Source organism: Amaricoccus sp., assembly GCF_047602525.1.
Classification (GTDB): Bacteria; Pseudomonadota; Alphaproteobacteria; order Rhodobacterales; family Rhodobacteraceae; genus Amaricoccus.
The window spans coordinates 3,584,040-3,606,447 of sequence record NZ_JASGHB010000001.1; the positions used below are offsets into that span (position 1 = coordinate 3,584,040).

Annotated in this window: 18 protein-coding genes, 1 tRNA gene and 1 pseudogene; 7 read left to right on the forward strand and 13 right to left on the reverse strand. The window is 70.3% G+C overall.

The window, feature by feature from the left end; translation table 11 throughout:
- Positions 1–229: 229 nt before the first annotated feature.
- On the forward strand, positions 230–1,372 hold the full coding sequence (locus QM699_RS18335) for an N-acetylmuramoyl-L-alanine amidase (protein WP_415012444.1): 1,143 nt from the start codon (positions 230–232) through the stop codon (positions 1,370–1,372).
- A gap of 35 nt (positions 1,373–1,407) precedes the next feature.
- Here the strand turns inward: QM699_RS18335 and QM699_RS18340 are convergent.
- Both QM699_RS18340 and QM699_RS18345 read right to left on the reverse strand, forming a co-directional pair.
- Positions 1,408–1,494 (reverse strand) — tRNA-Leu (locus tag QM699_RS18340).
- 75 nt (positions 1,495–1,569) lie between these two features.
- A complete protein-coding gene (locus tag QM699_RS18345; RefSeq protein ID WP_415012445.1) occupies positions 1,570–3,000 on the reverse strand; it encodes a peptidoglycan-binding domain-containing protein in 1,431 nt (476 codons plus the stop codon).
- A gap of 94 nt (positions 3,001–3,094) precedes the next feature.
- Here QM699_RS18345 and lipB point away from each other — a divergent pair, with 94 nt between their 5' ends.
- Complete coding sequence (gene lipB / locus QM699_RS18350) at positions 3,095–3,787, forward strand: lipoyl(octanoyl) transferase LipB (RefSeq protein WP_415012446.1); 693 nt, start codon at positions 3,095–3,097, stop codon at positions 3,785–3,787.
- Between the two features lie 30 nt (positions 3,788–3,817).
- Here the strand turns inward: lipB and QM699_RS18355 are convergent, their stop codons facing one another.
- The 4 genes from QM699_RS18355 to QM699_RS18370 form a co-directional block, all read right to left on the reverse strand.
- Positions 3,818–3,982, reverse strand: coding sequence for a hypothetical protein (locus QM699_RS18355; protein WP_415012447.1), 165 nt, complete (start codon positions 3,980–3,982; stop codon positions 3,818–3,820).
- A 49-nt stretch (positions 3,983–4,031) separates the two neighbouring features.
- Positions 4,032–4,196: a hypothetical protein gene (locus QM699_RS18360; RefSeq protein ID WP_415012448.1), complete on the reverse strand. Its 165-nt coding sequence runs from the start codon at positions 4,194–4,196 to the stop codon at positions 4,032–4,034.
- A 244-nt stretch (positions 4,197–4,440) separates the two neighbouring features.
- Positions 4,441–5,268, reverse strand: coding sequence for a glycosyltransferase (locus QM699_RS18365; protein WP_415012449.1), 828 nt, complete (start codon positions 5,266–5,268; stop codon positions 4,441–4,443).
- Between the two features lie 2 nt (positions 5,269–5,270).
- A complete protein-coding gene (locus QM699_RS18370) occupies positions 5,271–6,170 on the reverse strand; it encodes a glycosyltransferase family 92 protein (RefSeq protein ID WP_415012450.1) in 900 nt (299 codons plus the stop codon).
- Positions 6,171–6,279: 109 nt separating this feature from the next.
- Between QM699_RS18370 and QM699_RS18375 the strand changes: the two genes are divergently transcribed.
- Positions 6,280–7,182, forward strand: coding sequence for an ROK family protein (locus QM699_RS18375; RefSeq protein ID WP_415012451.1), 903 nt, complete (start codon positions 6,280–6,282; stop codon positions 7,180–7,182).
- A 4-nt stretch (positions 7,183–7,186) separates the two neighbouring features.
- Here the strand turns inward: QM699_RS18375 and QM699_RS18380 are convergent, their stop codons facing one another.
- The 4 genes from QM699_RS18380 to QM699_RS18395 form a co-directional block, all read right to left on the reverse strand.
- The gene (locus tag QM699_RS18380) at positions 7,187–8,038 is read right to left on the reverse strand and encodes a DMT family transporter (protein WP_415012452.1); all 852 of its coding nucleotides are present in this window, start codon (positions 8,036–8,038) and stop codon (positions 7,187–7,189) included.
- Positions 8,039–8,118: 80 nt separating this feature from the next.
- Positions 8,119–9,111, reverse strand: coding sequence for an adenosine kinase (locus tag QM699_RS18385; protein ID WP_415012453.1), 993 nt, complete (start codon positions 9,109–9,111; stop codon positions 8,119–8,121).
- 75 nt (positions 9,112–9,186) lie between these two features.
- The gene (locus QM699_RS18390) at positions 9,187–9,822 is read right to left on the reverse strand and encodes a glutathione S-transferase family protein (RefSeq protein WP_415012454.1); all 636 of its coding nucleotides are present in this window, start codon (positions 9,820–9,822) and stop codon (positions 9,187–9,189) included.
- Between the two features lie 239 nt (positions 9,823–10,061).
- Complete coding sequence (locus QM699_RS18395; RefSeq protein WP_415012455.1) at positions 10,062–12,353, reverse strand: xanthine dehydrogenase family protein molybdopterin-binding subunit; 2,292 nt, start codon at positions 12,351–12,353, stop codon at positions 10,062–10,064.
- A 153-nt stretch (positions 12,354–12,506) separates the two neighbouring features.
- On the opposite strand from QM699_RS18395, the gene QM699_RS18400 reads away from it, so the two are divergent.
- The 3 genes from QM699_RS18400 (at position 12,507) to QM699_RS18410 (ending at position 16,673) form a co-directional block, all read left to right on the forward strand.
- A complete protein-coding gene (locus QM699_RS18400) occupies positions 12,507–15,446 on the forward strand; it encodes a valine--tRNA ligase (protein ID WP_415012456.1) in 2,940 nt (979 codons plus the stop codon).
- 140 nt (positions 15,447–15,586) lie between these two features.
- Complete coding sequence (locus tag QM699_RS18405; RefSeq protein WP_415012457.1) at positions 15,587–16,024, forward strand: VOC family protein; 438 nt, start codon at positions 15,587–15,589, stop codon at positions 16,022–16,024.
- A 127-nt stretch (positions 16,025–16,151) separates the two neighbouring features.
- The gene (locus tag QM699_RS18410; protein ID WP_415012458.1) at positions 16,152–16,673 is read left to right on the forward strand and encodes a LysE family translocator; all 522 of its coding nucleotides are present in this window, start codon (positions 16,152–16,154) and stop codon (positions 16,671–16,673) included.
- Between the two features lie 24 nt (positions 16,674–16,697).
- On the opposite strand, the gene ppk2 is transcribed toward QM699_RS18410, so the two are convergent.
- Positions 16,698–17,579: a polyphosphate kinase 2 gene (gene ppk2 / locus QM699_RS18415; RefSeq protein WP_415012459.1), complete on the reverse strand. Its 882-nt coding sequence runs from the start codon at positions 17,577–17,579 to the stop codon at positions 16,698–16,700.
- A gap of 218 nt (positions 17,580–17,797) precedes the next feature.
- Here ppk2 and gyrB point away from each other — a divergent pair, with 218 nt between their 5' ends.
- Positions 17,798–20,212: a DNA topoisomerase (ATP-hydrolyzing) subunit B gene (gyrB, locus tag QM699_RS18420; RefSeq protein WP_415012460.1), complete on the forward strand. Its 2,415-nt coding sequence runs from the start codon at positions 17,798–17,800 to the stop codon at positions 20,210–20,212.
- A gap of 138 nt (positions 20,213–20,350) precedes the next feature.
- Here the strand turns inward: gyrB and QM699_RS18425 are convergent.
- Positions 20,351–20,587, reverse strand: a pseudogene (locus QM699_RS18425) (3-hydroxyacyl-CoA dehydrogenase family protein); the annotation flags it as partial.
- A gap of 168 nt (positions 20,588–20,755) precedes the next feature.
- Positions 20,756–22,357, reverse strand: coding sequence for an inorganic phosphate transporter (locus QM699_RS18430; RefSeq protein WP_415012461.1), 1,602 nt, complete (start codon positions 22,355–22,357; stop codon positions 20,756–20,758).
- Positions 22,358–22,408 lie beyond the last annotated feature (51 nt).

The window sequence follows — 22,408 nt, forward strand, 5'->3', positions numbered from 1 at the left end:
GACGTCAGCGGTCTTGCAATGCCGCGAGCGTGCGACGAATACGTGAGCGGACGGAAGCGCATGCAACCGGACCGCCGGCCACCTTATGCACGCACGCGGCAGAATGACAAATGGTTTTTCCGTAGGCAGTCGGCAGAATGACCGGCCGTTTCTCGCGGCAACTGCGCGCGTGTGCGCTACATTAGCCGCTGCATTTGTCGCGGCCGTCTTCGCGGCCGTCTTCGCGATCGTGACCGGACTTGCCTGTCGCGCGGCCGAGCCGGCCCATGCGGATGGCGCGCGCTCGAGCCTGCGAGAGGGCTGGTTCGGCCGCAGCCTCGAGGTCGGGATCGCCCTCGACCGGCCGGTGCCGTTCCGGGTCTTCACGCTCGATGGCCCGCCGCGACTGGTCCTCGACTTCGCCGGACTCGACTGGGCCGGCTTCGATCCGCGCGACATCCGCCGAGACGGGGGCGAGGCTGCGATCCGGGTCGGGCGGATCGGGCCGGACTGGTCGCGCCTCGTGCTTGACCTGACCGGGCCGCAGGCGCTCGTCACCGCCGAGATGCAGCCCGATGGCCCGGGCGCGCGGCTCCGCGTGACGCTGCGGCGCACCAGCCCGGAGGCTTTTGCCGCCGCGTCCGGCGCGCCGCCCGGCGTCTGGCCCTCGGGCGGCCTGCCGTCTCCGGCCGTGCAGGGCACGGGGGCGGTCTTGGTGGCGATCGACCCGGGCCATGGCGGCATCGACCCAGGCGCTATCCGCGACGGCGCCGAGGAGAAGGATCTGGTGCTCGCCTTCGGCCTCGCGCTGCGCGATGCGCTGGCGGGGCGCGGCTTTCGCGTGATGATGACGCGGGACGGCGACGATTTCGTCGCTCTCGCCGATCGGGTGGCGCTGGCGCGGCAGGCGGGGGCCGATGTCTTCCTGTCGCTGCACGTCAACGCTGAATCGACACCCGCGGTCGCCGGGGCGATCGCCTTCACGCGGGCCGATCGCGGCTCGAGCCCGGGCGCCGCGGCGCGGGCGCGTGTCGAGAACGCTGCCGACGGCCTCGCGGGTCTCGATCCCGGCGATCCGGTGGGGGCCGTGCTCGCCGGCGTCGCGCGCATCGAGACCGATGCCCGCTCGGGCGTGCTGGCCGATGCGCTTGTCGACGCGCTGCGCCCGGTCGCGACCGTCTGGGCCGAACCGCGGCAGGCCGCGAACTTCGAGGTGCTGCGCGCGCCGGACATGCCGTCGGTGCTGCTGGAGCTCGGCTTTCTCTCCAGCCCCGCCGACCTCGCGGCCCTCACCTCGCCGGACTGGCGCCGCGGCACCGCCGATGCGCTGGCCGCCGGGTTGCAGGGGTGGCTCGCACAGGACGCGGCGCTCGCGGCAAAGCTCCGCCGCTGACCGGGCCGACGAAAGGGAAATTTTCCAGGGGAGAGTGGTGCGGTCGAGAAGACTCGAACTTCCACGGGGGTTAGCCCACAGCGACCTCAACGCTGCGCGTCTACCAATTCCGCCACGACCGCACTGCGCGGGCTTCTAGCAAAGGCCTCGGGCCGCCACAAGGCCCGAAGCGCAGGATTTGACGGCGCGGCCGCGCGTCAGTTCGAGGCCGGTTTGGGCAGGGCCATGACGGCCGGCGTCGTCGCCGTGGTGCCGGCGCCCGGCGTGCCCGGGGTCGTGTCCTTGGCGTCGATGACCGTCGCCTCGCTCTGCCCGAACATCAGCAGCGTGCCGGTCGTCTGCAGCAGGGCGAGCCGGCCGTCCTCGTCGGCGGTGACGAGCGGCGTGGCGCCGTTCGACAGCGCATCGCCGGCGGCGTTCAGCCAGTCGACCCCCAGCGAGCCCCGCGCCGCCACGCCGAAGCCGTTGATGAGATGGTAGGCGACGAGCTCGTCATAGGCCGCTTCGCCGAGCCCGACGAGCACCAGTGCCGAGGCGAGCGCCACATCCGGGTTGTCGGTGCGATAGCCGACGCCGAGGCAGATGCGCGCGTTCGCGCCCAGCTGCGCCGGCGGGATGCCGGTGCCCGACGCAAATTTGCGCAGCGCGTCGGTGGCCTGCTCCGGCGTTTCGTCGACGAGCTTGCCGACATAGGACGCCATGCTGGGGGCGAAGGCCTCGCATTGCGTCTGGATTTCGGCGGCGGTGAAGGTCTGGGCCGTGGCAGCGAGGCTCTGGCCGTCGTCGATCGCGTAGGTCCGCGCGAGGCAGAACTGTTCGTTGACGGCCTGCACCGGGTCGAGCTTGGCCCCGACCTTGTAGATCTGCGGCCCGCCGTTGCGGCTGGTGGCGACGGCGGTACGGTCGCACGAGTCCGACATCGAGCGTGCCGCGGGCGCGGCGATGAAGCTCGGCATGGCGCCGGGCGCCGCGCTTGAGGCGGTCGCGACGGCGGGCGGGGCGGTGGCCGGGATTGTCGCCGACGCCTCGGTCACGCCGGCCGTCGCCGCCTCGGTCACGACCGGATGCGGCACCACGGGGACCGGCGCGATCTGCTGCGGCGCGATCTGCTGCGGGGCGACCGGGGCCGCCGGAATGCCCATCTGCTCCTGCCGGTAGGCGATGAGCAGGCCACGGGTGCCCTGGCCCTGCGCGGCGATCGTCTGGCCGGTGGCGGCACCGCCGGAGATCGCCCGGTCGTAGGAACTGGTCAGGAACACGCGCTGGTAGTCGGTGAGGACGCCGGTGGCGGGCTCGCTGAGGAAGGCCTGGTACTGGCCGATCGCCGCGCGGCTGTTGGCGCCCATCACACCGTCCGGAACGCCGGCGGGGAAGCCGAAGTAGTTGAGCGCCGACTGTACCTGCCGGTTCGACTCGCGGTGATAGCTCGGCACGCTGGGGGCGATGTATGTCCGTTGGGTGACGACGCGCTGCGGTTCGCGCGCGTGCTGGACGGCGAGCGTGCCGAGCACGCCGGCCGCGACGCCACCGATGAAGGCGCCCGCGTCGCCGGCCGAGGCCGGATTTGCCACGGAGGCGAGCGCCATGGCGCTCGCGAGAGCGCCGGAAAGAGCGATGCGACAGGACATGAACGGAATCCCCCTCGAAATATTCTGTGTGGCTGCTCAAAAAGGCTTTCAGCGAAGCTTACGTGATTCGCGTCGGACAAAGAAAGACTATCGAATGGCCGAAGTCGCCAAAGTCGCAAAGCTGGCGGCACCTGTCCCGGAATGGAAGATTTCCACAGGTCTGGTGCCATATCCCGAGGCACTCGCGGCGATGGAGGCGCGGGTCGACGGAATCGTCTCGGGCCGGGCGGAGGAACTCGTCTGGCTGCTCGAGCATCCGCCGCTCTATACCGCCGGTACGTCCGCGCGGCCGGAGGATCTGCTCGACCCCGACCGCTTTCCCGTCTTCCCGGCCCGGCGCGGCGGCGAATACACCTACCACGGTCCCGGCCAGCGGGTCGCCTATGTCATGCTGGATCTGAACCGGCGGGGTCGCGACGTGCGCGTGTTCGTCCGCCAGCTGGAGGACTGGGTGATCCGCACCCTCGCAGAGTTCTCGGTCACGGGCGAGCGGCGCTCGGGTCGTGTCGGAGTCTGGGTGGTCCGTCCCGACCGCCCGCCCCAGCCGGACGGGAGTCCGGCGGAAGACAAGATCGCCGCGATCGGCGTGCGTCTGCGCCGATGGGTCAGCTTCCACGGCATCTCGATCAACGTCGAGCCGGATCTCTCGCACTTCGGGGGCATCGTCCCGTGCGGCATCCGGGAGCACGGCGTGACGAGCCTCGTGGACCTCGGCCTGCCGGTCACGATGGCCGATCTGGACGTGGCGCTGGCGCGCACCTTCACGCAGGTGTTCGGGAGCGCCTGACGGACGCTCGCGCCACCCGTCGGCCGGGCTTCAGTGCCGGCCGACTCCGGCGAAGGCCCGCGGGTCGATGCCGAGACGGCGCAGGTGCGCCGGGTCGGGACGCTCGTTCGCCTCGAGGGCGGCGGCGACATGGCTGGCGCTGCGGACGGTTCCGAGCGCATCCGTGATGCGGGCAACAATGCGGCTGAACGGCATGTCGGTCTGCTTTCGCTTGGGGGGGAGTCGGTGGCCGGGGCTCGAAGCCTCAGCCGTGGCCGATGCTCAGGAACACGCGCGGGTCCATGCCGAGGCGACGCAAATCCTGCGGGTCCGGCTGGCGGTTGGTCTGGAGCGCGGCGACCACCCGGCTGGCCGAGCGGGCCTGACCGAAGGCGTTCGAGATGCGGGCGGCGATGCGGTTGATGGTCATGACTGCGATACTCCTTTTGAACACACGGGAAAGATGGCACCTTTCCCCACGGCCAGTTAGGTGCGGTGCAACAGAGCCGTTATGCGCGGAGCGCAACGACGCTTACACTTTGGCAGTAGTTGCGGCGCGCTCGGACCGCGGCACGAATGCGAAGCCCTGCGGACCCGCGGCCAGGCTGCGCCGCGCAGACTGGCACCGACAGACCTGAAATCGGTCAAGCAACGGCAAAGAAAGACTTATTTCGTCAATGCGCGCGCTTCTCGATGCCGTCCGCCGTCCATGACACGCCGGAGCGGCGCGCCGCGCGCACCCGCTCCCGGTTCGCGCGGACGGTCGCCGGATCGACGTAGCCGCGCCCGTGGTCGAGGTGCAGCACCGACGCGAGATAGCGGGTATGCTGTCCGCGAATGCCGGCGTTCGCCAGCCTGACGCCCAGCTCCTTGTCCTCGCCGCCGTACTTCATCGACTCGTCGAAGCCGTTCACCGCGAGGAGCGCCGCCCGGAAGGCCGAGGCGTTCGACCCGCCCCACGCCCGCTGCACCGGCGTCAGGCGATCGAACATGGCGAGCGCCGGCCTGGGAAACGGCCGGGTCTTCAGCCACGTGCCGAAGCGGTCGATGGCGCGATGCGACCGCAGCCAGCCGGGATCGAAGACCGCGCCGGACACCACCAGCGGCTCTGTCACCTCGGCCGTCGCCGCCGCATCGAGGCGGATGAGACTGCCCGAGGACCAGCGGTCGGGCCGGGCGATCTCCAGGTGCCGCGCGACGAAATCCGGCCGGATCAGCACGTCGCCGTCGAGAAACAGCAGGAAATCCGCATCCGACGTGGCGATCGCCCGGTTCAGGATCGCGTTCTTCTCGAAGCCGCGGTCTTCGTGCCAGACGTGGCGCACCGGCAGCTCGGGGTGCGCCGCGGCGAATGCCCGGACCACGGCGGCGGTCTCCGGGCCCGAGCCGTCATCGGCGATGGCGATACCGCCGGGCAGCACGTCCTGCCGCGCGACCGAGGCGAGGCAGAGCTGCAGCGACCGCGGGTTCTGGTAGGTCGAGACGATGACCTCGGTCCGCACGCCTAGACCCCGAGCCGCGCCAGATAGTCGAGCGCCGCCCGGTCCTCCACTTCGTCCGCCTCGATGTTGGCCACCGTGCGGCGCACCTTCCGCTCGTACTCGCCCATCTTGGCGGCAAGGTTCGGGCCGCGCCCGATCTTCGCCGCCAGCTCGGACTCAGAGCGGGTGTAGTAGTGATTGAGCTGCAGGTGGTCCGCAGAATAGAAGGCCGGCCGGTCGCGCTCGCGCTCGGCCACCACGACGCCCCGGTCGTTGCAGGTCTGCCCGGAGCCGTCGGTCTCCATCGAATGCACGCGAAGCGCGGTCAGGTGGCAGGGATCGACGATGCACTTGAAGGCCCGCACCCCCCGCACGTCGCTCATCGGGTCGCGCGCCCGGCGCAGGTAGTTCCGCACCACGCCGCCGTCCGGTGGCGCGACGTGGCCCGAGCGGCCGAACATGTGCCAGGGCAGCGACAGGTTGCGCGCCTCGCCGAGATGCGCCAGCGCCTCGGGGATCGACGCGGCCCGCTTCGGCACGAGGAATTCGTCCGCGTCGATGAACGCCATCCAGCGCAGGTCGCCGCCGAAATTCGACGCGGCATGTGCATAGGCCAGCACCTGGTTGTGGATTTCCCGCCCCATGCGCGCGTCGCTGAAGATCTGCCGCCACGGGACGACCACAAGGGCCTCCGCCGGCAGCGTCTCGCGCAGGATCCCGATCGTGCCGTCGCGGCTGCCGTTGTCGTAGACGAGGAACCGCCGCACCCCGGCCCGGTGGTGAAAGTCGGCCCACTCCGCCACATGGCGCGCCTCGTCGCGGACGATGAGCGCGATGGCGATCCCGGAACGGCCCGGCTCGGCCGCAGGCGGCCGGATGCCGATCTTGCTGATCTTGCCGAGCGCCGGCAGCTTCCAGAACATGCCCCCGATCTAGTGCATCGCGCCCGGGCGCGGAAGCGCCCTTCGCCGGTTGTGTGCCCGGATCCGCTCGGGCAATACTCCGAGACGCTGGGAGCAGGAGACGCAGAGCATGCGCATGGGCGTGGACTACGGTGGAACCAAGATCGAGGGGATCCTGCTCGACGACGACGGCGCGGAACGCGCCCGCGCCCGAATTCCGACGCCGCGCGGCGACTATCACGGCGGCCTCGCCGCGATCCGCGGCCTGATGCAGGATCTGGAGCGGCAGGCCGGGGGCCGGGTGGCGCAGGTCGGCATCGGCGTCCCCGGCTCGGTCGACCGCGAGACCGGCCGCGTCAGCATGGGGAATTCCACCTGGCTGCATGGCATGGACCTGAGAGGCGACCTCGCGGCCGCCGTCGACCGCCCGGTCAAGGTGGCGAACGACGCGAACTGCTTCGCGCTCTCCGAGGCGGTGGATGGCGGCGGCAAGGGCGCGCAGGTGGTCTTCGGCGTCATCCTCGGCTCGGGCGTCGGCGGCGGCATCGTGGTGCACGGCCGCCTGATCGAGGGGGTGAACGCGGTCGGCGGCGAATGGGGCCACATTCCGCTGCCCACCCCGCTCGACGACGAACGCCCGGGCCCGGTCTGTTCCTGCGGCGTGCCGGGCCACACCGAGGCGTGGCTCTCGGGCCCGAGCTTCGCCCGCGACTATGCCCGCCGCGCCGGCCTGCCCGAGACGACCGGCCCCGCCGCGCCCGAGGTCATCGCCCGCGCCGAATCCGGCGAGGCGGCGGCCCTCGAGACGCTCGAGCGCTACGAGGACCGGCTCGGCCGCGGCCTCGCCACCATCGTCAATGTCCTCGACCCGGACGTGATCGTGCTCGGCGGCGGCATGTCGAACGTCCGGCGCCTCTACGACACGGTTCCGCCGCTGATCCAGCGCCACGTCTTCGGCGACAGGTTCAACACCCGGCTGGTCCCGAACGTCCATGGCGACAGCTCGGGGGTGCGCGGCGCGGCGTGGCTCTGATCTGTCAGTTCCGCCGCAGCGCGCCTGCCACCTGCGCCTCGCGCAGGACGGCGTAAAGGCCGGCGGCGAGGATCAGCGCCGCCCCCGCGACCGTCCAGGTGTCCGGCCGCTCGCCGAACAGCGTCACCGCGAGGATCGTGACGAAGAGCAGCTGGAAGTAAGCGAACGGCTGCACCGTGCCGGCCTCGGCCACCTCGTAGACCTTGATGAGCAGGAAATGCCCGAGGATCGACGTGACGCAGAGCGAGGCCATGAATGCCCAGTCGGCCGTGCCGTGGATCGGCGTCCACCAGAACGGCGCGACCAGGGTGATCGCCACCGCCCCGGCCACGCCGGTGTAGAAAAAGCTCGTCTCCGCACTGTCCCAGCGCGCCACCATGCGCGTGAGCAGCGAATAGAGCGCGAACATGAACGCGGCGAGGAGCGGGATCAGCGCCTGCGGACTGAAGACATGGAAGCCGGGGCGCAGGATCACCAGCACGCCGACGAGCCCGACGGCGATCGCGGCCTTGCGGCGCCAGCCCACCGGCTCGCCCAGCACCGGCCCGGCGAGCGCCGCGACGAGCAGCGGGAAGACGGCGAAGATCGCGTGGGTGCCGATCAGCCCGAGCACGACGAAAGAGACGACGGTCACGCAGATTTCCGCGACGAGCAGCACCGAACGGAAGATCTGCAGGCCCGGCCGCCGCGACCGCGCCGCGGCGCGCAGGCCGCCCGGGCGCCGCGCGGCGAGCATCACCACGAACAGCGCGAACACCCAGTAGCGCAGCATCACCACCGTCATCACGCTGTAGTGTTGCGCGAGATGCCGCGACACCGCGTCCTGCCCGGCGAAGATCGCGGTGACGAGGATCATCAGCGCGATGCCGAGGCGCGGGTTGTTGCGTTGCGGCCGCGCCGGATGCGGATGGTCCTCCGGCGTCTCGGCGACAGTGCTCAGAGCAGCCCCTCCGCCGCGAACAGCGCCTTGAGATCGGCTTCCGGCCGGGCGCCGAGATGCGAGATCACCTCCGCGGCCGCGACGTTGCCCATGCGGGCGCAGGTCAGCCAGTCGCGGCCGGTGACGATCCCGTGCAGCAGGCCCGCGGCGAAGAGGTCGCCGGCCCCGGTCGCGTCGACGACCTTCGTGCCGTGCGCCGGCGCATGCACCCGGGCGCCCCGGCTCACGACATGCACACCGGCGGCGCCGACCGTGCAGGCGGTGACGGGAACCTCCGCCGCGGCGCGGGCGATCGCGTGCTCGAGATCGTCGGTCTGGTAGAGCGACTTCAGCTCGTGCTCGTTCGCGACCAGAAGCTCGACGTCCGCCCGGATCATCGCCAGGAACGCCTCGCGGTGCCGCTCGACGCAGAACGGGTCCGAGAGCGTGACGCCGACCTTGCCGCCCTGCGCGCGCGTCGCCCGGATCGCCTTGGCGAACGCCGCGTGGCTCTCGGGTCCGTCGAAGCGATAGCCTTCGAGGAAGATCCACTCCGCCGCGCCCATCTGGTCGGCGTCGATGTCGTCCGGCGACAGGAACTCGGACACCCCGAGGTAGGTCGACATCGACCGCTCGCCATCCGGGCTCACCAGCACGATGCAACGGCCGGTCTCGTGGGCGTGGTCCGCCGGCGCGAGCGGCGTCGCATAGCCCGCGCCCTGCGCCCGCAGGTCGTGGGCGAAGATCGCGCCGAGCTGGTCGTCCTTGACCTTGCCGACGTAGGCCGTCGTCGTGCCGAGCGCCGCGAGCCCGGCGATGGTGTTCGCCGCCGAGCCGCCGGAGATCTCGCGCGCCGGACCCATGTGGCCGTAGAGCTCGACGGCCCGGGCGGTGTCGATCAGGGTCATGATGCCCTTCTCGACGCCGTGCTCCGCGAGGAAGGCATCCTCGACATGCCCGAGAACGTCCACGAGGGCATTGCCGATGCCGACGACCTGATAGGGCTTCATCTCCGCTCCTGCCTTCCGGGGGAATTTCGCTGCGGCGCACTCATGGCGAATTTCCGCGGCGAGGAAAACCCCCGCTCAGGCCGTGCGCGTCTCGACCGAGCCCGCGTGGACCGCCAGCACGCGCCGAACCGCGGCGTCCGCCTCCAGCCGTTCGACCAGGCCCCCGAGCGCGGGCCAGCGCTCCAGCTGCTCGGGCAGCTTCGCGCGCCCCCAACGCAGCATTGGCAGGGCATAGGCGTCGACCACCGAGCGCGCGTCCAGTATCCACTCCCGCCCGGCCATGTGCGCCTCGAGAAGGTTGAGTCGCTTTCTGACGAGGCCCAGTGCCGCCTCGACCACCTTGGCACGGCCCTCGTCGCTCGGGTCGGTGGTGTAGCGCATCGGCCCGAACACCGGAAAGAACGACGGGTGCAGGTCGCCGGTCAGGAACGACGACCAGCGATCGAGCTCCGCCGCGCCCCGCAGTCCGCCACTGCCACCGAGCCCGGCCTCCGGATGCTTCGCTGCGAGATATCGCAGGATCGCTCCACCCTGGGTCAGGATCCAGCCGTCGTCCTCCTTCAGCACCGGCACCGCGCCGGCGGGATTGAGCTCGAGCAGCAGCGCGGAGCCGGCGGCGACCGGCACCGCCTCGTAGGGCGCCCCGATCCATTCGAGCACCACATGCGGCGCAAGCGCACACGTTCCGTTCCTGAAATAGAGCGTCGTCATTGCTTCCTCCTCCCGTTTCGGTTCTGCGCGATCCGGCCAGCCGGTTTCGCACGCCTTCGGTATTCATACAGGCAGAAACCCTATCGGGCAGGACGCAAGGGGCCCCGCAACAGCGGGGAGAAACAAGCCTCGCGAGGCGCGAAAGCGCCTCGTTCCGCTGAAGGGAGGCCGCAACGGCGGCCGACCGGCAAGCGCCGGCCGAGCGGGGGCTTCATGCCCCCCGAGGCCGGCGCTCTCCCTCACGCCGCCTGAAGCCAGCTCCACACCCGCGACGGGGTGAGCGGCATGTCGACGTGCCGCACGCCTTCGTCCCAGAGCGCATCCAGCGTCGCGTTCGTCACCGCGGCGAGCGCCCCCACCGTGCCTGCCTCGCCGCAGCCCTTCATGCCGATCGCGTTCGCCGTCGACGGCGTCAGCTCGGCATGAAACGGGATCATCGGCACGTCGACCGCCCGCGGCAGCCCGTAGTCCATCAGCGAGCCCGAGAGCAGCTGGCCCTCCTCGGAATAGACCACGTGCTCGCTCAACGCCTGGCCGATGCCCTGCGCCACGCCGCCGTGCACCTGTCCGGCGGCGAGCATCGGGTTGATGAGATAGCCGAAGTCGTCGACCACCGTGTATTTCACCACCTCGACCTGGCCGGTCTCGGCGTCCACCTCGACCTCGGCGAAATGCGCCCCGTTCGGGTACGAGCGGCCCGGCACGGTGAACTCCTCCGTCGTGACCAGCAGATCGCTCTGCCCCTTCGCCCGCGCCACGCCCGAAAGGGTCATCACGTCGACCGCCCGGTCGGTGCCGGCGACCCGGAAGGCGCCGTCCTCGAACACGAGATCGACGCCCGCGACCTCGAGTTCCTCCTCGGCCAGCGGGCGGAAGCGCTCGATCATCACGTCGCTGGCGTGGTTGATCGAATTGCCCTGCATCGTCACCGAGCGCGAGCCGCCGGTGCCGCCGCCGGAGGCGATCCGGTCGCTGTCGCCCTGGACGAAGCGGATCCGCTCGAACGGAATGCCGCTGCGCTCCGAGAGGATCTGCGCGAAGGCCGTCTCGTGCCCCTGGCCGTTCGACTGGGTGCCGACCAGCAGCTCGACCATGCCGTCGTCCGCGAACGCAATCGTCGTCGTCTCGTTCTGCGCGCCGAGAATCGACTCGATGTAGTAGCTGAGCCCCAGCCCCCGCAGCTTGCCGGCCGCCGCGCTCTCGGCCTTGCGCGCGGCAAAGCCCGCGACGTCGGCCTCGGCGATCGCCCGGTCGAGCACCCGGTCGAAGTCGCCGGTGTCGTAAAGCTCTCCCGACGCCGTCCTGTACGGAAACGCCTCCGGCGGGATGAAGCTCTTGCGCCGCAGCTCCACCGGATCGACGCCGAGCTGCCGGGCGGAGACGTCCATCAGCCGCTCGATCACATAGATCGCCTCCGGCCGCCCCGCGCCGCGGTACGCGTCCATCGGCGGCGTGTTGGTGAAGACGCCGCGCACCCGGAAGAACGTGGTCTGCACATCGTAGACGCCCGGCATCACCTTCAGCGCCAGTTCGGACTGGATGAACTGGATGTAGGGCCCGTTGTATGCCCCGAGCCCCGCCACGCAGTCGATGCGGAGCGCCGTCAGCTTCATCTCCGCGTCGAACGCGGCCTCCGCCACCGTCACGTGGTCGCGCCCGTCGCAGTCGGTCAGCATCGCCTCGCCGCGCGTCGACATCCACCGCACCGGCCGGCCCAGCTCACGCGCGGCAAAGGCGCAGGCGAAATATTCCGGGTACGCCGCCGCCTTCATCCCGAAGCCGCCGCCGACGTCCGGCGTCGTCACCCGCACGTCGGCCTTGTCGAGCCCCATGGTGCTCGCCAGCTCGCCCTTCAGCCCCCAGACCCCCTGACCCGAGAACGCCACGTGCAGCCGCGACCCGTCCCATTCGGCGAAGCAGCCGCGTGGCTCCATCGGCATCGCCTTCGCGCGGTTGTCGACCAGCTCGAGCCGCGTCGTGTGCGCCGCCGCGGCGAACGCCCGCTCGGTCGCCTCGCGCTTGCCGTGCGCCCAGTCGAAGCCGACGTTCTCCGGCGCCTCCGCGTGGATCGCCGGCCCGCCGACCGCCGTCGCCAGATGCACCGGCAGCTCGTCGAAGTCCGCGACGATCAGCTCCGCCGCGTCGAGCCCGGCCTCGCGCGTCTCGGCCAGCACTACCGCCAGCGCCTCGCCGGCAAAGCGGACCACCTCCCCGGCCAGCACCGGCCGACGCGGCTTTGCGCCGTTCGTGCCGTCCTGATTCTTCACCACCGCCGCGTCGATCGAGTTGACGAGCTTGCCCTCGAGATCGGCGGCGGTGAACACCGCCACCACGCCCGGCGCCTCGACCGCCGCGCTGATGTCGAGCCGCTCCACCCGCCCGTGCGCAACCGGGCTGCGGAAGAAGATCGCGTGCAGCGCCCCGTCCGGCACCGCATCGTCGATGTACGTGCCGGTGCCGGTCAGGAAGCGCACGTCCTCCTTGCGGGCCACGCTCTGGCTGGTTCCGAACTTGCTCGCCGACGTGCTCACCTGCTGCCCTCCCAAGGTCGCGTGAAACGAGACACTAGCCGTCCGCGCGCGCCCGTCCAGTCCCCGCTGAAGCCGCCGCGCGGGCCGGGCTTTCGTTCGCACCGCGGCGGCGCTATGAGACGCCCCGGTACGAGCCCCGGGGATATTGCAGCCATGGCGATGGAAAAGACCTTCGACGCACGCACCGCCGAGCCCGAGGCGAGCGCCCGGTGGGAAGCGGCGGACGCGTTCCGCGCCGGCGCGGGCGCCCGCCCGGGCCCGGACGGCGCGGCGCCGGAGGCGTTTTCCATGCTGCTGCCGCCGCCGAACGTCACCGGCAGCCTGCACATGGGCCACGCGTTCAATCACACGCTGATGGACATCCTCGCCCGCTGGCACCGGATGCAGGGGCACGACGTGCTCTGGCAGCCGGGCCTCGACCACGCGGGCATCGCGACGCAGATGGTCGTCGAGCGCCGCCTCGCCGCCGCGGGCGGGCCCGGCCGGCGCGAGATGGGACGCGCGGCGTTCACGGCCAAGGTCTGGGAGTGGAAGGAACAGTCGGGCGGCACGATCCTCGAGCAGTCGAAGCGCCTCGGCGACTCGTTCGACCTCGGCCGCAACCGCTTCACCATGGACGAGGGCTTCCACGACGCGGTGCTGAAGACCTTCGTCGATTTCTACGACCGGGGCCTGATCTTCCGCGGCAAGCGGCTGGTGAACTGGGATCCGCATTTCGAGACGGCGATTTCCGACCTGGAGGTCGAGCAGGTCGAGGAAAAGGGCCATCTCTGGCGCCTGCGCTATCCGCTGGAAAACGGCGCCACCTACCAGCATCCGGTCGCCTTCGACGACGAGGGCGAGCCGACCGAGTGGGAGACCCGCGACTATCTCGTTGTCGCCACCACACGGCCGGAGACCATGCTCGGCGACACCGGCGTCGCCGTCCACCCGGACGATCCGCGTTATACCCACCTGATCGGCAAGACCGTGCGCCTGCCGCTGGTCGGGCGCTCGATCCCGATTGTTGCCGACACCTACGCCGATCCGGCGAAGGGCACCGGCGCGGTGAAGATCACCCCGGCCCATGATTTCAACGACTGGGGCGTCGGCGAGCGCGCCGGGCTCGCGGCCATCAACGTGATGGACACCCGGGCGCGGATCGCGATCCGCGACAACGCCGCGTTCCGGGAGGGGATCGAGGGGTCGGACGCACTGGCCGGCCTCGACGGGCTCGACCGCTACGCGGCGCGCGACCGGATCGTGGCGCTCGCCGGCGACGAGGGCTGGCTCGACGGCATCGACGCCGAGGTCCACATGGTGCCGCACGGCGACCGCTCGAAGGTGGCGATCGAGCCGTACCTCACCGACCAGTGGTTCGTCGACACCTCCGACCTCGCGCGGCAGGCGATGGACGCCGTGCGCGACGGCCGCACCCGCATCCTGCCGGAGCGCGACGAGAAGACCTATTTCCACTGGCTCGAGAACATCGAGCCGTGGTGCATCTCGCGCCAGCTCTGGTGGGGGCATCGAATCCCGGTCTGGTATGGCGACTATGTCACGCCCGAGGGGGAGCTCGACCACGCCGGCGGTGCGGCGGTCGACGAGCCGCATGTCTATGGGGACGGCAGCCGGCGCGTCCGAGCGTTCTGCGGCACGTCGGTCGTCGCCGTGCGCGAGGACGCGGAGAACTGGTATCGCGCCCGCCTCGGCGAGCGGGTGGTGGTGCGCTTCGAAGGGGAGCCCGTCGCGGACGCCGAGGGATTCCCGGAGGAGGACGACACCGTCGTCGTCACCCTCTACCGAGACCCCGACGTCCTCGACACGTGGTTCTCCTCCGGCATCTGGCCGCTCGGGACGCTCGGCTGGCCGGACGACACCGAGGAGCTGAAGCGGTACTACCCGACCTCCGTCCTCGTCACCGGCTTTGACATCATCTTCTTCTGGGTCGCCCGGATGATGATGATGCAGCTCGAACTCACCAAGAGCCCGGAGCATCCGAAGGGCCTCGTGCCGTTCCGCGACGTCTACATCCACGCCCTCGTCCGCGACGAGAAGGGCAAGAAGATGTCGAAGTCGCTCGGCAATGTGCTCGACCCGATCGAGCTGATCGACGAGTACGGCGCCGATGCGGTGCGCTTCACCCTTGCCGCGATGGCGGCGATGGGGCGGGACCTGAAGCTCTCGAAGGAGCGGATCGCCGGTTATCGCAACTTCGGGACGAAGCTCTGGAACGCGGCGCGGTTTGCCGAGATGAACGGCTGCGTGCCGGTCGAGGGCTTCGATCCCGCGTCGGTGACGCTGACCGCGAACCGCTGGATCGTCGGCGAGACGGGCAAGCTGCGCGAGACGCTCGACGCCGCGCTGGTCGCCTATCGGTTCAACGACGCGGCGAATGCGCTCTATGCCCATGTCTGGGGCAAGGTCTGCGACTGGTATGTCGAGCTGGCAAAGCCGCTGTTCCAGACCGACGAGTCGGGCGAGACCCGGGCGACGATGGCCTGGGTGCTCGAGCAGTGCCTCGTGATGATGCATCCGTTCATGCCGTTCATCACCGAGACGCTGTGGAGCGCAACGCGGGCGGATCTGCTCGCCCATGCGGCCTGGCCGGCCTACGGGCCGGAGCTGGTCGAGGCGGGCGCGGACGCGGAGATGAACTGGGTGATCGGGCTGATCGAGGAGATCCGCTCGGTCCGGGCGCAGATGCGGGTGCCGGTGGCGGCGAAGGTGACGCTGGTCGAGCTCGACCTCGCGCCGGCGCGGGCGGCGGCGCTGGAGCGGAACCGGGCGCTGGTGGCGCGGCTGGCCCGGGTCGAGAGCTTCGAGACCGCGGCGGACGCACCGAAGGGGGCGGTGACGATCACGGTGCCGGAGGGGACATTCTGCCTGCCGCTGGCGGACGTGATCGACATCGGCGCCGAGCGGGAGCGCCTGATCAAGGCGTTGGAGAAACTGGAGAAAGAGGCGAAGGGCCTGCGCGCGAAGCTGTCGAACGCGGCCTTCGTGGCGCGGGCGCCGGAGGAGGTCGTCGACGAGCAGCGGGCGCGGCTCGAGGCGGCGGAGGAGGAGATCGGCATCCTGCAGGCGGCGGAGGCGCGGCTCGCGGGGCTGTAGGTTGCGCGGACGCATCGGACAAGGAACTGAGGCGGCGTGGGAGACGCGATTGCGCCGCGGCGCGTGGCGTTGCCGCGCGTCGCAGCGGCTTTCCCGGCCCGGCGCTTCGGGGTATGGGTCGGAAAAGCCCGGGGAAAGCGATGTTTCCGAAGTCCATCAGCCTTGTGACGCTCGGCGTCTCCGACCTCGCGCGGTCGCGCGCCTTTTACGCGGCACTCGGCTGGGAGGCGCACACGGCGCAGGAAGGCGTTGTCTTCATTCAGCTTTCCGGGCAGGTGCTGGCGCTCTTCGGCGTCGATGATCTGGCCGACGACATGGGCGCGCCGCGGGGCAGCCTCGGGCACGGGGCGGTGACGCTGGCGCGCAACTTCGGCTCCGAAGCGGAGGTGGATGCGGCGTTCGAGCTGGCACTCTCGGCCGGAGCGAGCGTGCTGAAGCGGCCGGAGAAGGTGTTCTGGGGCGGCTATTCCGGGTACTTCGCCGACCCGGACGGGCATGTCTGGGAGCTGGCAATGAACCCGTTCTGGCCGCTCGGCGAGGACGGAACGTTGTTCCTGCCGGAGGCGCAGAAGCCCTGAGGACGCCATGCACGACCCATGCACAATCCATGCACGGATCATGCACATGATCTCCACGACCTGCGCCCGGGAAAGCACCGTTCCGCGGTGCCGCTCCTGACCATCGCCGCGACCCAGATCGGCGCCTGTGCGGCCGCGCTGGCCCTGCCCCGGGGCCGGCGGCTGCGGCGCTGATCGCCCGCGCGGCGTCGCGGCGGCGATCCCGCTCGCGGCCGGGGGGGCCGTGGGAGATGTGGCCTGGCCGCTGCTCGCGATGCTCGGGCTCGGGGTGCTGGCGAGCGTCTGGGCGGGGCTTCTCGGGGCCCTTCGGCTGGTCGGTGCGGCGATCCTGATCTGGATGGGGGTGCAGCTCGTCCGCAAGGCAGAGGCGGCGGCCTTGCGCGCAGCGGCCGGGACGGCGGAGCCCGAACGGCCGCTCGCCGGCGTTCTCGCCGGCGTCTCGATCACCGCGGGAAACCCGAAGGCGATCCTCTTCGGGCTTCCGGCATCGCCGGCGCCCATATCCCCGCCGGTGCGCAAGCACCGGCAGCGCCTGCCTGCCCCCCGGCAGGCGCTTCGCGCCAGCCCAGGCAGGCGCGCCGGTGCTGTAGTTCGGGACGATTCAGAACTCGCGCAACTGCCGGCGTCTGGAAGGAGGATCCGGGGGTAGCCCGGGGCGGTCAGGCGCCCTTCCTCAATACCCCTCCTCCACCCACCGCTGGCTCTCCTTCGCCGGGCGGACATATCCGTCGTCCTTCTGGCGCTTGCCGAGGCGGACCTTCACCGGCTCGATCTCCTCATAGGGGATCTGCTTCAGCAGGTGCGCGATGCAGTTGAGGCGGGCGCGCTTCTTCACGTCGGCGTCGACCACGTGCCACGGCGAGAGGTCGGTGTCGGTGGCGGCGAACATCTCGTCCTTGGCGCGGCTGTAGTCGACCCAGCGGGCGCGGGACTTCACGTCCATCGGCGAGAGCTTCCAGCGCTTGATCGGATTCCGGATGCGGTCCTGGAAGCGGCGCTCCTGCTCGTCGTCGCTGACCGAGAACCAGTATTTCACCAGCACGATGCCGGAGCGGATCAGCATCTCCTCGAACTGCGGCACGGCGCGGAGGAATTCGGCGTGCTCCTCGGGCGTGCAGAATCCCATCACCGTCTCGACCCCGGCGCGGTTGTACCAGGAGCGGTCGAAGAGCACGATCTCGCCCGCCGCCGGCAGATGGGCGACGTAGCGCTGGAAGTACCACTGGCCGCGCTCGCGCGTCGTGGGCGTGCCGAGGGCGGCGATGCGGCAGTACCGCGGATTGAGGCTCTCGGAGATGCGCTTGATGACGCCGCCCTTGCCGGCGGCGTCGCGACCCTCGAAGATCACGACGAGGCGCAGGCCCTCGCGCTTCACCCAGTCCTGCAGCTTCAGCAGCTCGAACTGCAGGCGGACGAGTTCGCGGATGTAGTCGTAGGGCGGGCGCTCTCGGGCCGTGGTCGGGGCGAGACGCCACGCCGCTTCGCGCGCGGTGGCCTCGATCGTATCGGCGCGGATCTCGCCGCCCTTGGGTGAGCCCCTGCGCTTCCTTGCCATCCTCGCCGTCCCCTGTGCCGGTGTCGTCCAGTGCCACCATAGGGCCGGGGAGGGCCGGGAGAAAAGCGCCAGATCGCCGACGGCCCGGCGCCGCGGCGCGTGCTCCGCATAAGCCTTTGACGGCGGCTGCAAAGCCGCGGCCGCGGATCGTACCGGCGCGTGACATTTCCCGCGGCGCCCGGTAAGGTGCGCCACCACTGCCCAAGGACCTCTCTCACATGGCTGAGCCCGCCCGCGCCCCTGAGGAATACGGCGCCGATTCCATCAAGGTTCTCAAGGGACTCGAGGCCGTCCGCAAGCGGCCGGGAATGTACATCGGCGATACCGACGACGGCTCGGGCCTGCACCACATGGTGTACGAGGTCGTCGACAACGGCATCGACGAGGCGCTGGCCGGGCACGCCACCGAGGTGAGCGTCACGCTGCATGCCGACGGGTCGGTCAGCGTGATGGACAACGGGCGGGGCATCCCCGTCGGCATCCACGAGGGCGAGGGCGTCTCCGCGGCCGAGGTCATCATGACCCAGCTCCACGCCGGCGGAAAGTTCGACCAGAACAGCTACAAGGTGTCGGGCGGCCTGCACGGCGTCGGCGTCAGCGTGGTGAACGCGCTTTCGGACTGGCTGGAGCTGACGGTCTGGCGCGAGGGGTGGGAGCATACCGCCCGCTTCGAGCGCGGCGACACGGTGGTGAGCCTGCACCGGGTGGCGGAGAGCGACAGGAAGGGCACGCAGGTGCGCTTCCTCGCCTCGACCGACACGTTCTCGAACGTCGAGTACAGCTTCAAGACGCTGGAGCACCGGCTGCGGGAGCTGGCGTTCCTGAATTCGGGCGTGAGGATCAGCCTCACCGACCGGCGGCACGCGGAGATCGAGCGGACCGAGCTGTGCTACGAGGGCGGGGTTCGGGAATTCGTCAAGTATCTCGACCGCTCGAAGACGCCGCTCATCAAGGAGCCGATCTACATCTCCGGCGAGGCCGCGGGGATCGGCGTCGAAGTCGCGCTGTGGTGGAACGACAGCTATCACGAGACGGTGCTGCCGTTCACCAACAACATCCCGCAGCGCGACGGCGGCACGCATCTCGCCGGGTTTCGCGGCGCGCTGACCCGGACGATCAACGCCTATGCCGGCGAGAGCGGGCTGGCGAAGAAGGAGAAGGTGCAGCTCTCGGGCGACGACGCGCGCGAGGGGCTGACCTGCGTGCTCTCGGTCAAGGTGCCGGATCCGAAGTTCTCGAGCCAGACCAAGGACAAGCTGGTTTCGTCCGAGGTGCGGCCGGCGGTCGAGAGCCTGATGAACGAGAAGCTGGCCGAGTGGTTCGAGGAGAACCCCGGCGACGCGCGCGTGGTCGTCGGCAAGATCGTCGAGGCGGCGCTGGCGCGCGAGGCGGCGCGCAAGGCGCGCGAGCTGACGCGGCGCAAGACGGCGATGGACGTCGCGAACCTGCCGGGAAAGCTGGCGGACTGCCAGGAGAAGGACGCGAGCAAGGCCGAGCTCTTCATCGTCGAGGGTGACTCGGCGGGCGGCTCGGCGAAGCAGGGGCGGAGCCGGCAGAACCAGGCGGTGCTGCCGCTCCGGGGCAAGATCCTCAACATCGAGCGGGCGCGGTTCGACCGGATGCTGGCGTCGGAAGCGGTCGGCACGCTCATCACCGCTCTCGGGACCGGGATCGGGCGCGACGAATTCGACCTGAGCAAGCTGCGCTACCACAAGATCGTCATCATGACCGACGCGGACGTCGACGGCGCGCACATCCGCACGCTGCTGCTGACGTTCTTCTTCCGGCAGATGCCGACGCTGATCGAGGCGGGGCACCTCTATATTGCCCAGCCGCCGCTCTACAAGGTCGCCCGGGGGCGGTCGGAGGTGTACCTGAAGGATCAGGCGTCACTCGATGCGTACCTGATCGAGGCGGGGCTCGAAGGCGCGATGCTGCGGCTCGGGTCGGGGGCGATGGTGGCGGGGGCCGATCTGCGGCGGGTCGTGGAAGACGCGCGCACCGTCCGCGCGACGCTCGCAGCGTTCCCGACGCAGTACCCGCGCCCGGTGCTGGAGCAGGCGACGATCGCGGGCGCGCTGCTGCCCGGCGCGCTCGACGCCGATCCTCAGGGGGTCGCGGATGCGGTAGCGGCCCGGCTCGACCTGATCGCGCTGGAGTACGAGCGCGGCTGGCAGGGGCGCCCGACGCAGGACGCGGGCCTTCGCCTCTGGCGGACGCTGCGCGGGGTGGACGAGATGCGCCTCCTCGACGGCTTCGCGCTGCGCTCGGGCGAGGCGCGCCGGCTCGGGGCGATGACCGCCGGGCTGCAGGAGATCTATGGCGCCCCGGCGTCGCTGGTGCGCAAGGACCGGGAGCAGGCGATCTATGGCCCGACCGAGCTGCTCGACGCGGTGACGCGCGAGGGCGAGAAGGGGCTGAGCCTGCAGCGGTACAAGGGTCTGGGCGAGATGAACCCCGAACAGCTCTGGGAAACGACCCTCGACCCGGAGGCCCGGACGCTGCTGCAGGTGCGCGTGGAGGATCTGGCCGAGGCCGACGACGTGTTCACCAAGCTGATGGGCGACGAGGTGGAACCGCGGCGCGAGTTCATCCAGACGAACGCGCTGAGCGTGGCGAACCTGGATTTCTGAGGGGGTGTGAGGGGCGAGGGCGCACCATCCCTCGTCCCTCGGTTCGTGCCGCCGCATCCTGCGTCGCTCCCCATTCTCGCAGGGTTGACGCCGCGACCGCGCGGAAGCGGAATCCCTGTTGCGGGACAGGGCCTTAGGCTAGCCGTAGACCATGAACCCGCGGCCGGTCTTGCGGCCGAGATAGCCGGCGCTGACCATCTGCTTCAGAAGCGGGCTTGCGCGGTATTTCGGGTCGTCGAAGCCCTGATAGAGGGTCTCCATGATGTTCAGCACCCCGTCGAGCCCGATCAGGTCGCCGAGCGCCAGCGGCCCCATCGGGTGGTTGGCGCCGAGCTTCATCATGGCGTCGATGTCCTCGGGCGTCGCCAGCCCCTGCGCCGCCCCCTTGCGGCGCTGGTTCGCGTGCGCCTCCGCGGCGAAGGCGAGCGCCTCGGTGAGGCGGAGGACCGGATCGTTCATGGCGTTTCCCTCATCCGAAGACCGCCCGCCGGCGGAAGCGGCGCGCCCGAGGGACGCGCCGCACAGGCTCCCCCGGGGACGGGATCAGAAGACCTGCGAGAAGAGGAAGAACAGCACGCCCGAGAGCAGCATCGAGGCCGGCAGCGTCAGCACCCAGGCGAGCAGCAGCGACCGGACGGTCGACCACTGGAGCCCGGAGCCGTTCGCCGCCATCGTGCCGGCGACGCCCGAGGAGAGGACATGCGTCGTCGACACCGGCAGGCCGTACATGTCGGCCGCGGCGATGGTGCCCATGGCGACGAGTTCGGCCGAGGCGCCCTGCGCGTAGGTGAGGTGCGTCTTGCCGATCTTCTCGCCGACGGTGATGACGATCCGCTTCCAGCCGACCATGGTTCCCAGGCCGAGGGCGATGGCGACGGCGATCTTCACCCAGAGCGGGATGAACTTCGTCGCGCTGTCGAGCGAGCCCTTGTAGGCGGTAAGCGCGGCCATGCCGGTGGCGTCGAGCGGTGCGGACCTGGCCTTGCCGAGATAGCGGATGGTCTCGGAGGCGAGGTACATCTCGTTGCGGGTGTTGCCGACCGCCGCCGCCGGGATCTGCTTCAGCGAGTCGTAGCCCTGAACATTGTCCTTCAGCGCCGTCACCATCGCGCCAAGCGCCGGCAGCGTGTCCGGCGAGATCGTGCGGGTCTCGACATACGTTGTCAGGACGGCATGGGGGTCGGCGACATCGACGGCCCCGACCTTGGCGATCGCCGCCGACGCCGCGTCCGAATTCTGCACGAAGGCGGCGATGCCGCTCTCGGGCATCGCGCGGTTGAGCGCATAGGCCGTCGGCATGGTGCCGATCAGGATGAGCATGATGAGACCCATGCCCTTCTGGCCGTCGTTGGAGCCGTGGGCGAAGGAGACGCCCGTGCAGGTGAAGATCAGCAGCGCGCGGATCCAGAGCGGCGGCGGCTGGTTGCCTTTCGGCTCCTGGTAGAGCTCCGGGTTGCGGATCAGCGCCTTCGCGGAGAGGAACAGCAGCGCCGCGGCGCCGAAGCCGATCAGCGGCGAGAAGAGCAGCGCCTTGCCGATGTTGGTCGCCTGGCCCCAGTCGACGCCCGACGTGCCGCTGGCGCCGTGCATCATCGCATTGGTGATGCCGACGCCGATGATCGAGCCGATCAGCGTGTGCGACGACGAGGACGGCAGGCCGAGCCACCACGTCCCGAGGTTCCAGATCGTCGCGGCGATCAGGAGCGCGAAGACCATGGCGAAGCCGGAGGAGGAGCCGACCTGCAGGATCAGCTCGACCGGCAGCAGGCTGATGATGCCGAAGGCGACCGCGCCGCTCGACAGCAGCACGCCGATGAAGTTGAAGAACCCCGACCAGACCACCGCGACGTTCGCCGGCAGGGCGTGGGTATAGATCACGGTGGCGACGGCGTTGGCGGTGTCGTGGAAGCCGTTCACGAACTCGAAGCCGAGCGCGATGAGCAGGGCCACGAAGAGCAGGAGGAAGGGGAGCAGCGTGGTCGGCTGGGCGCCGGCGTCCTGCACGTCGGAATAGATGCTGTAGCCGATGAAGGCGAGGGTCGCGGCGATCGCGGCCAGCATCAGGATCGCGGTCAACGGATTCGTCGGCGCGTCGAGGCTGGGGCCACGCGATCCGGCGGGTGGCTTCATGGTATCGACCGACATGGGGGCGGCTCCTGGATTCTCTGGACTCGGCGGCGGCCTGGCTGGACGAGG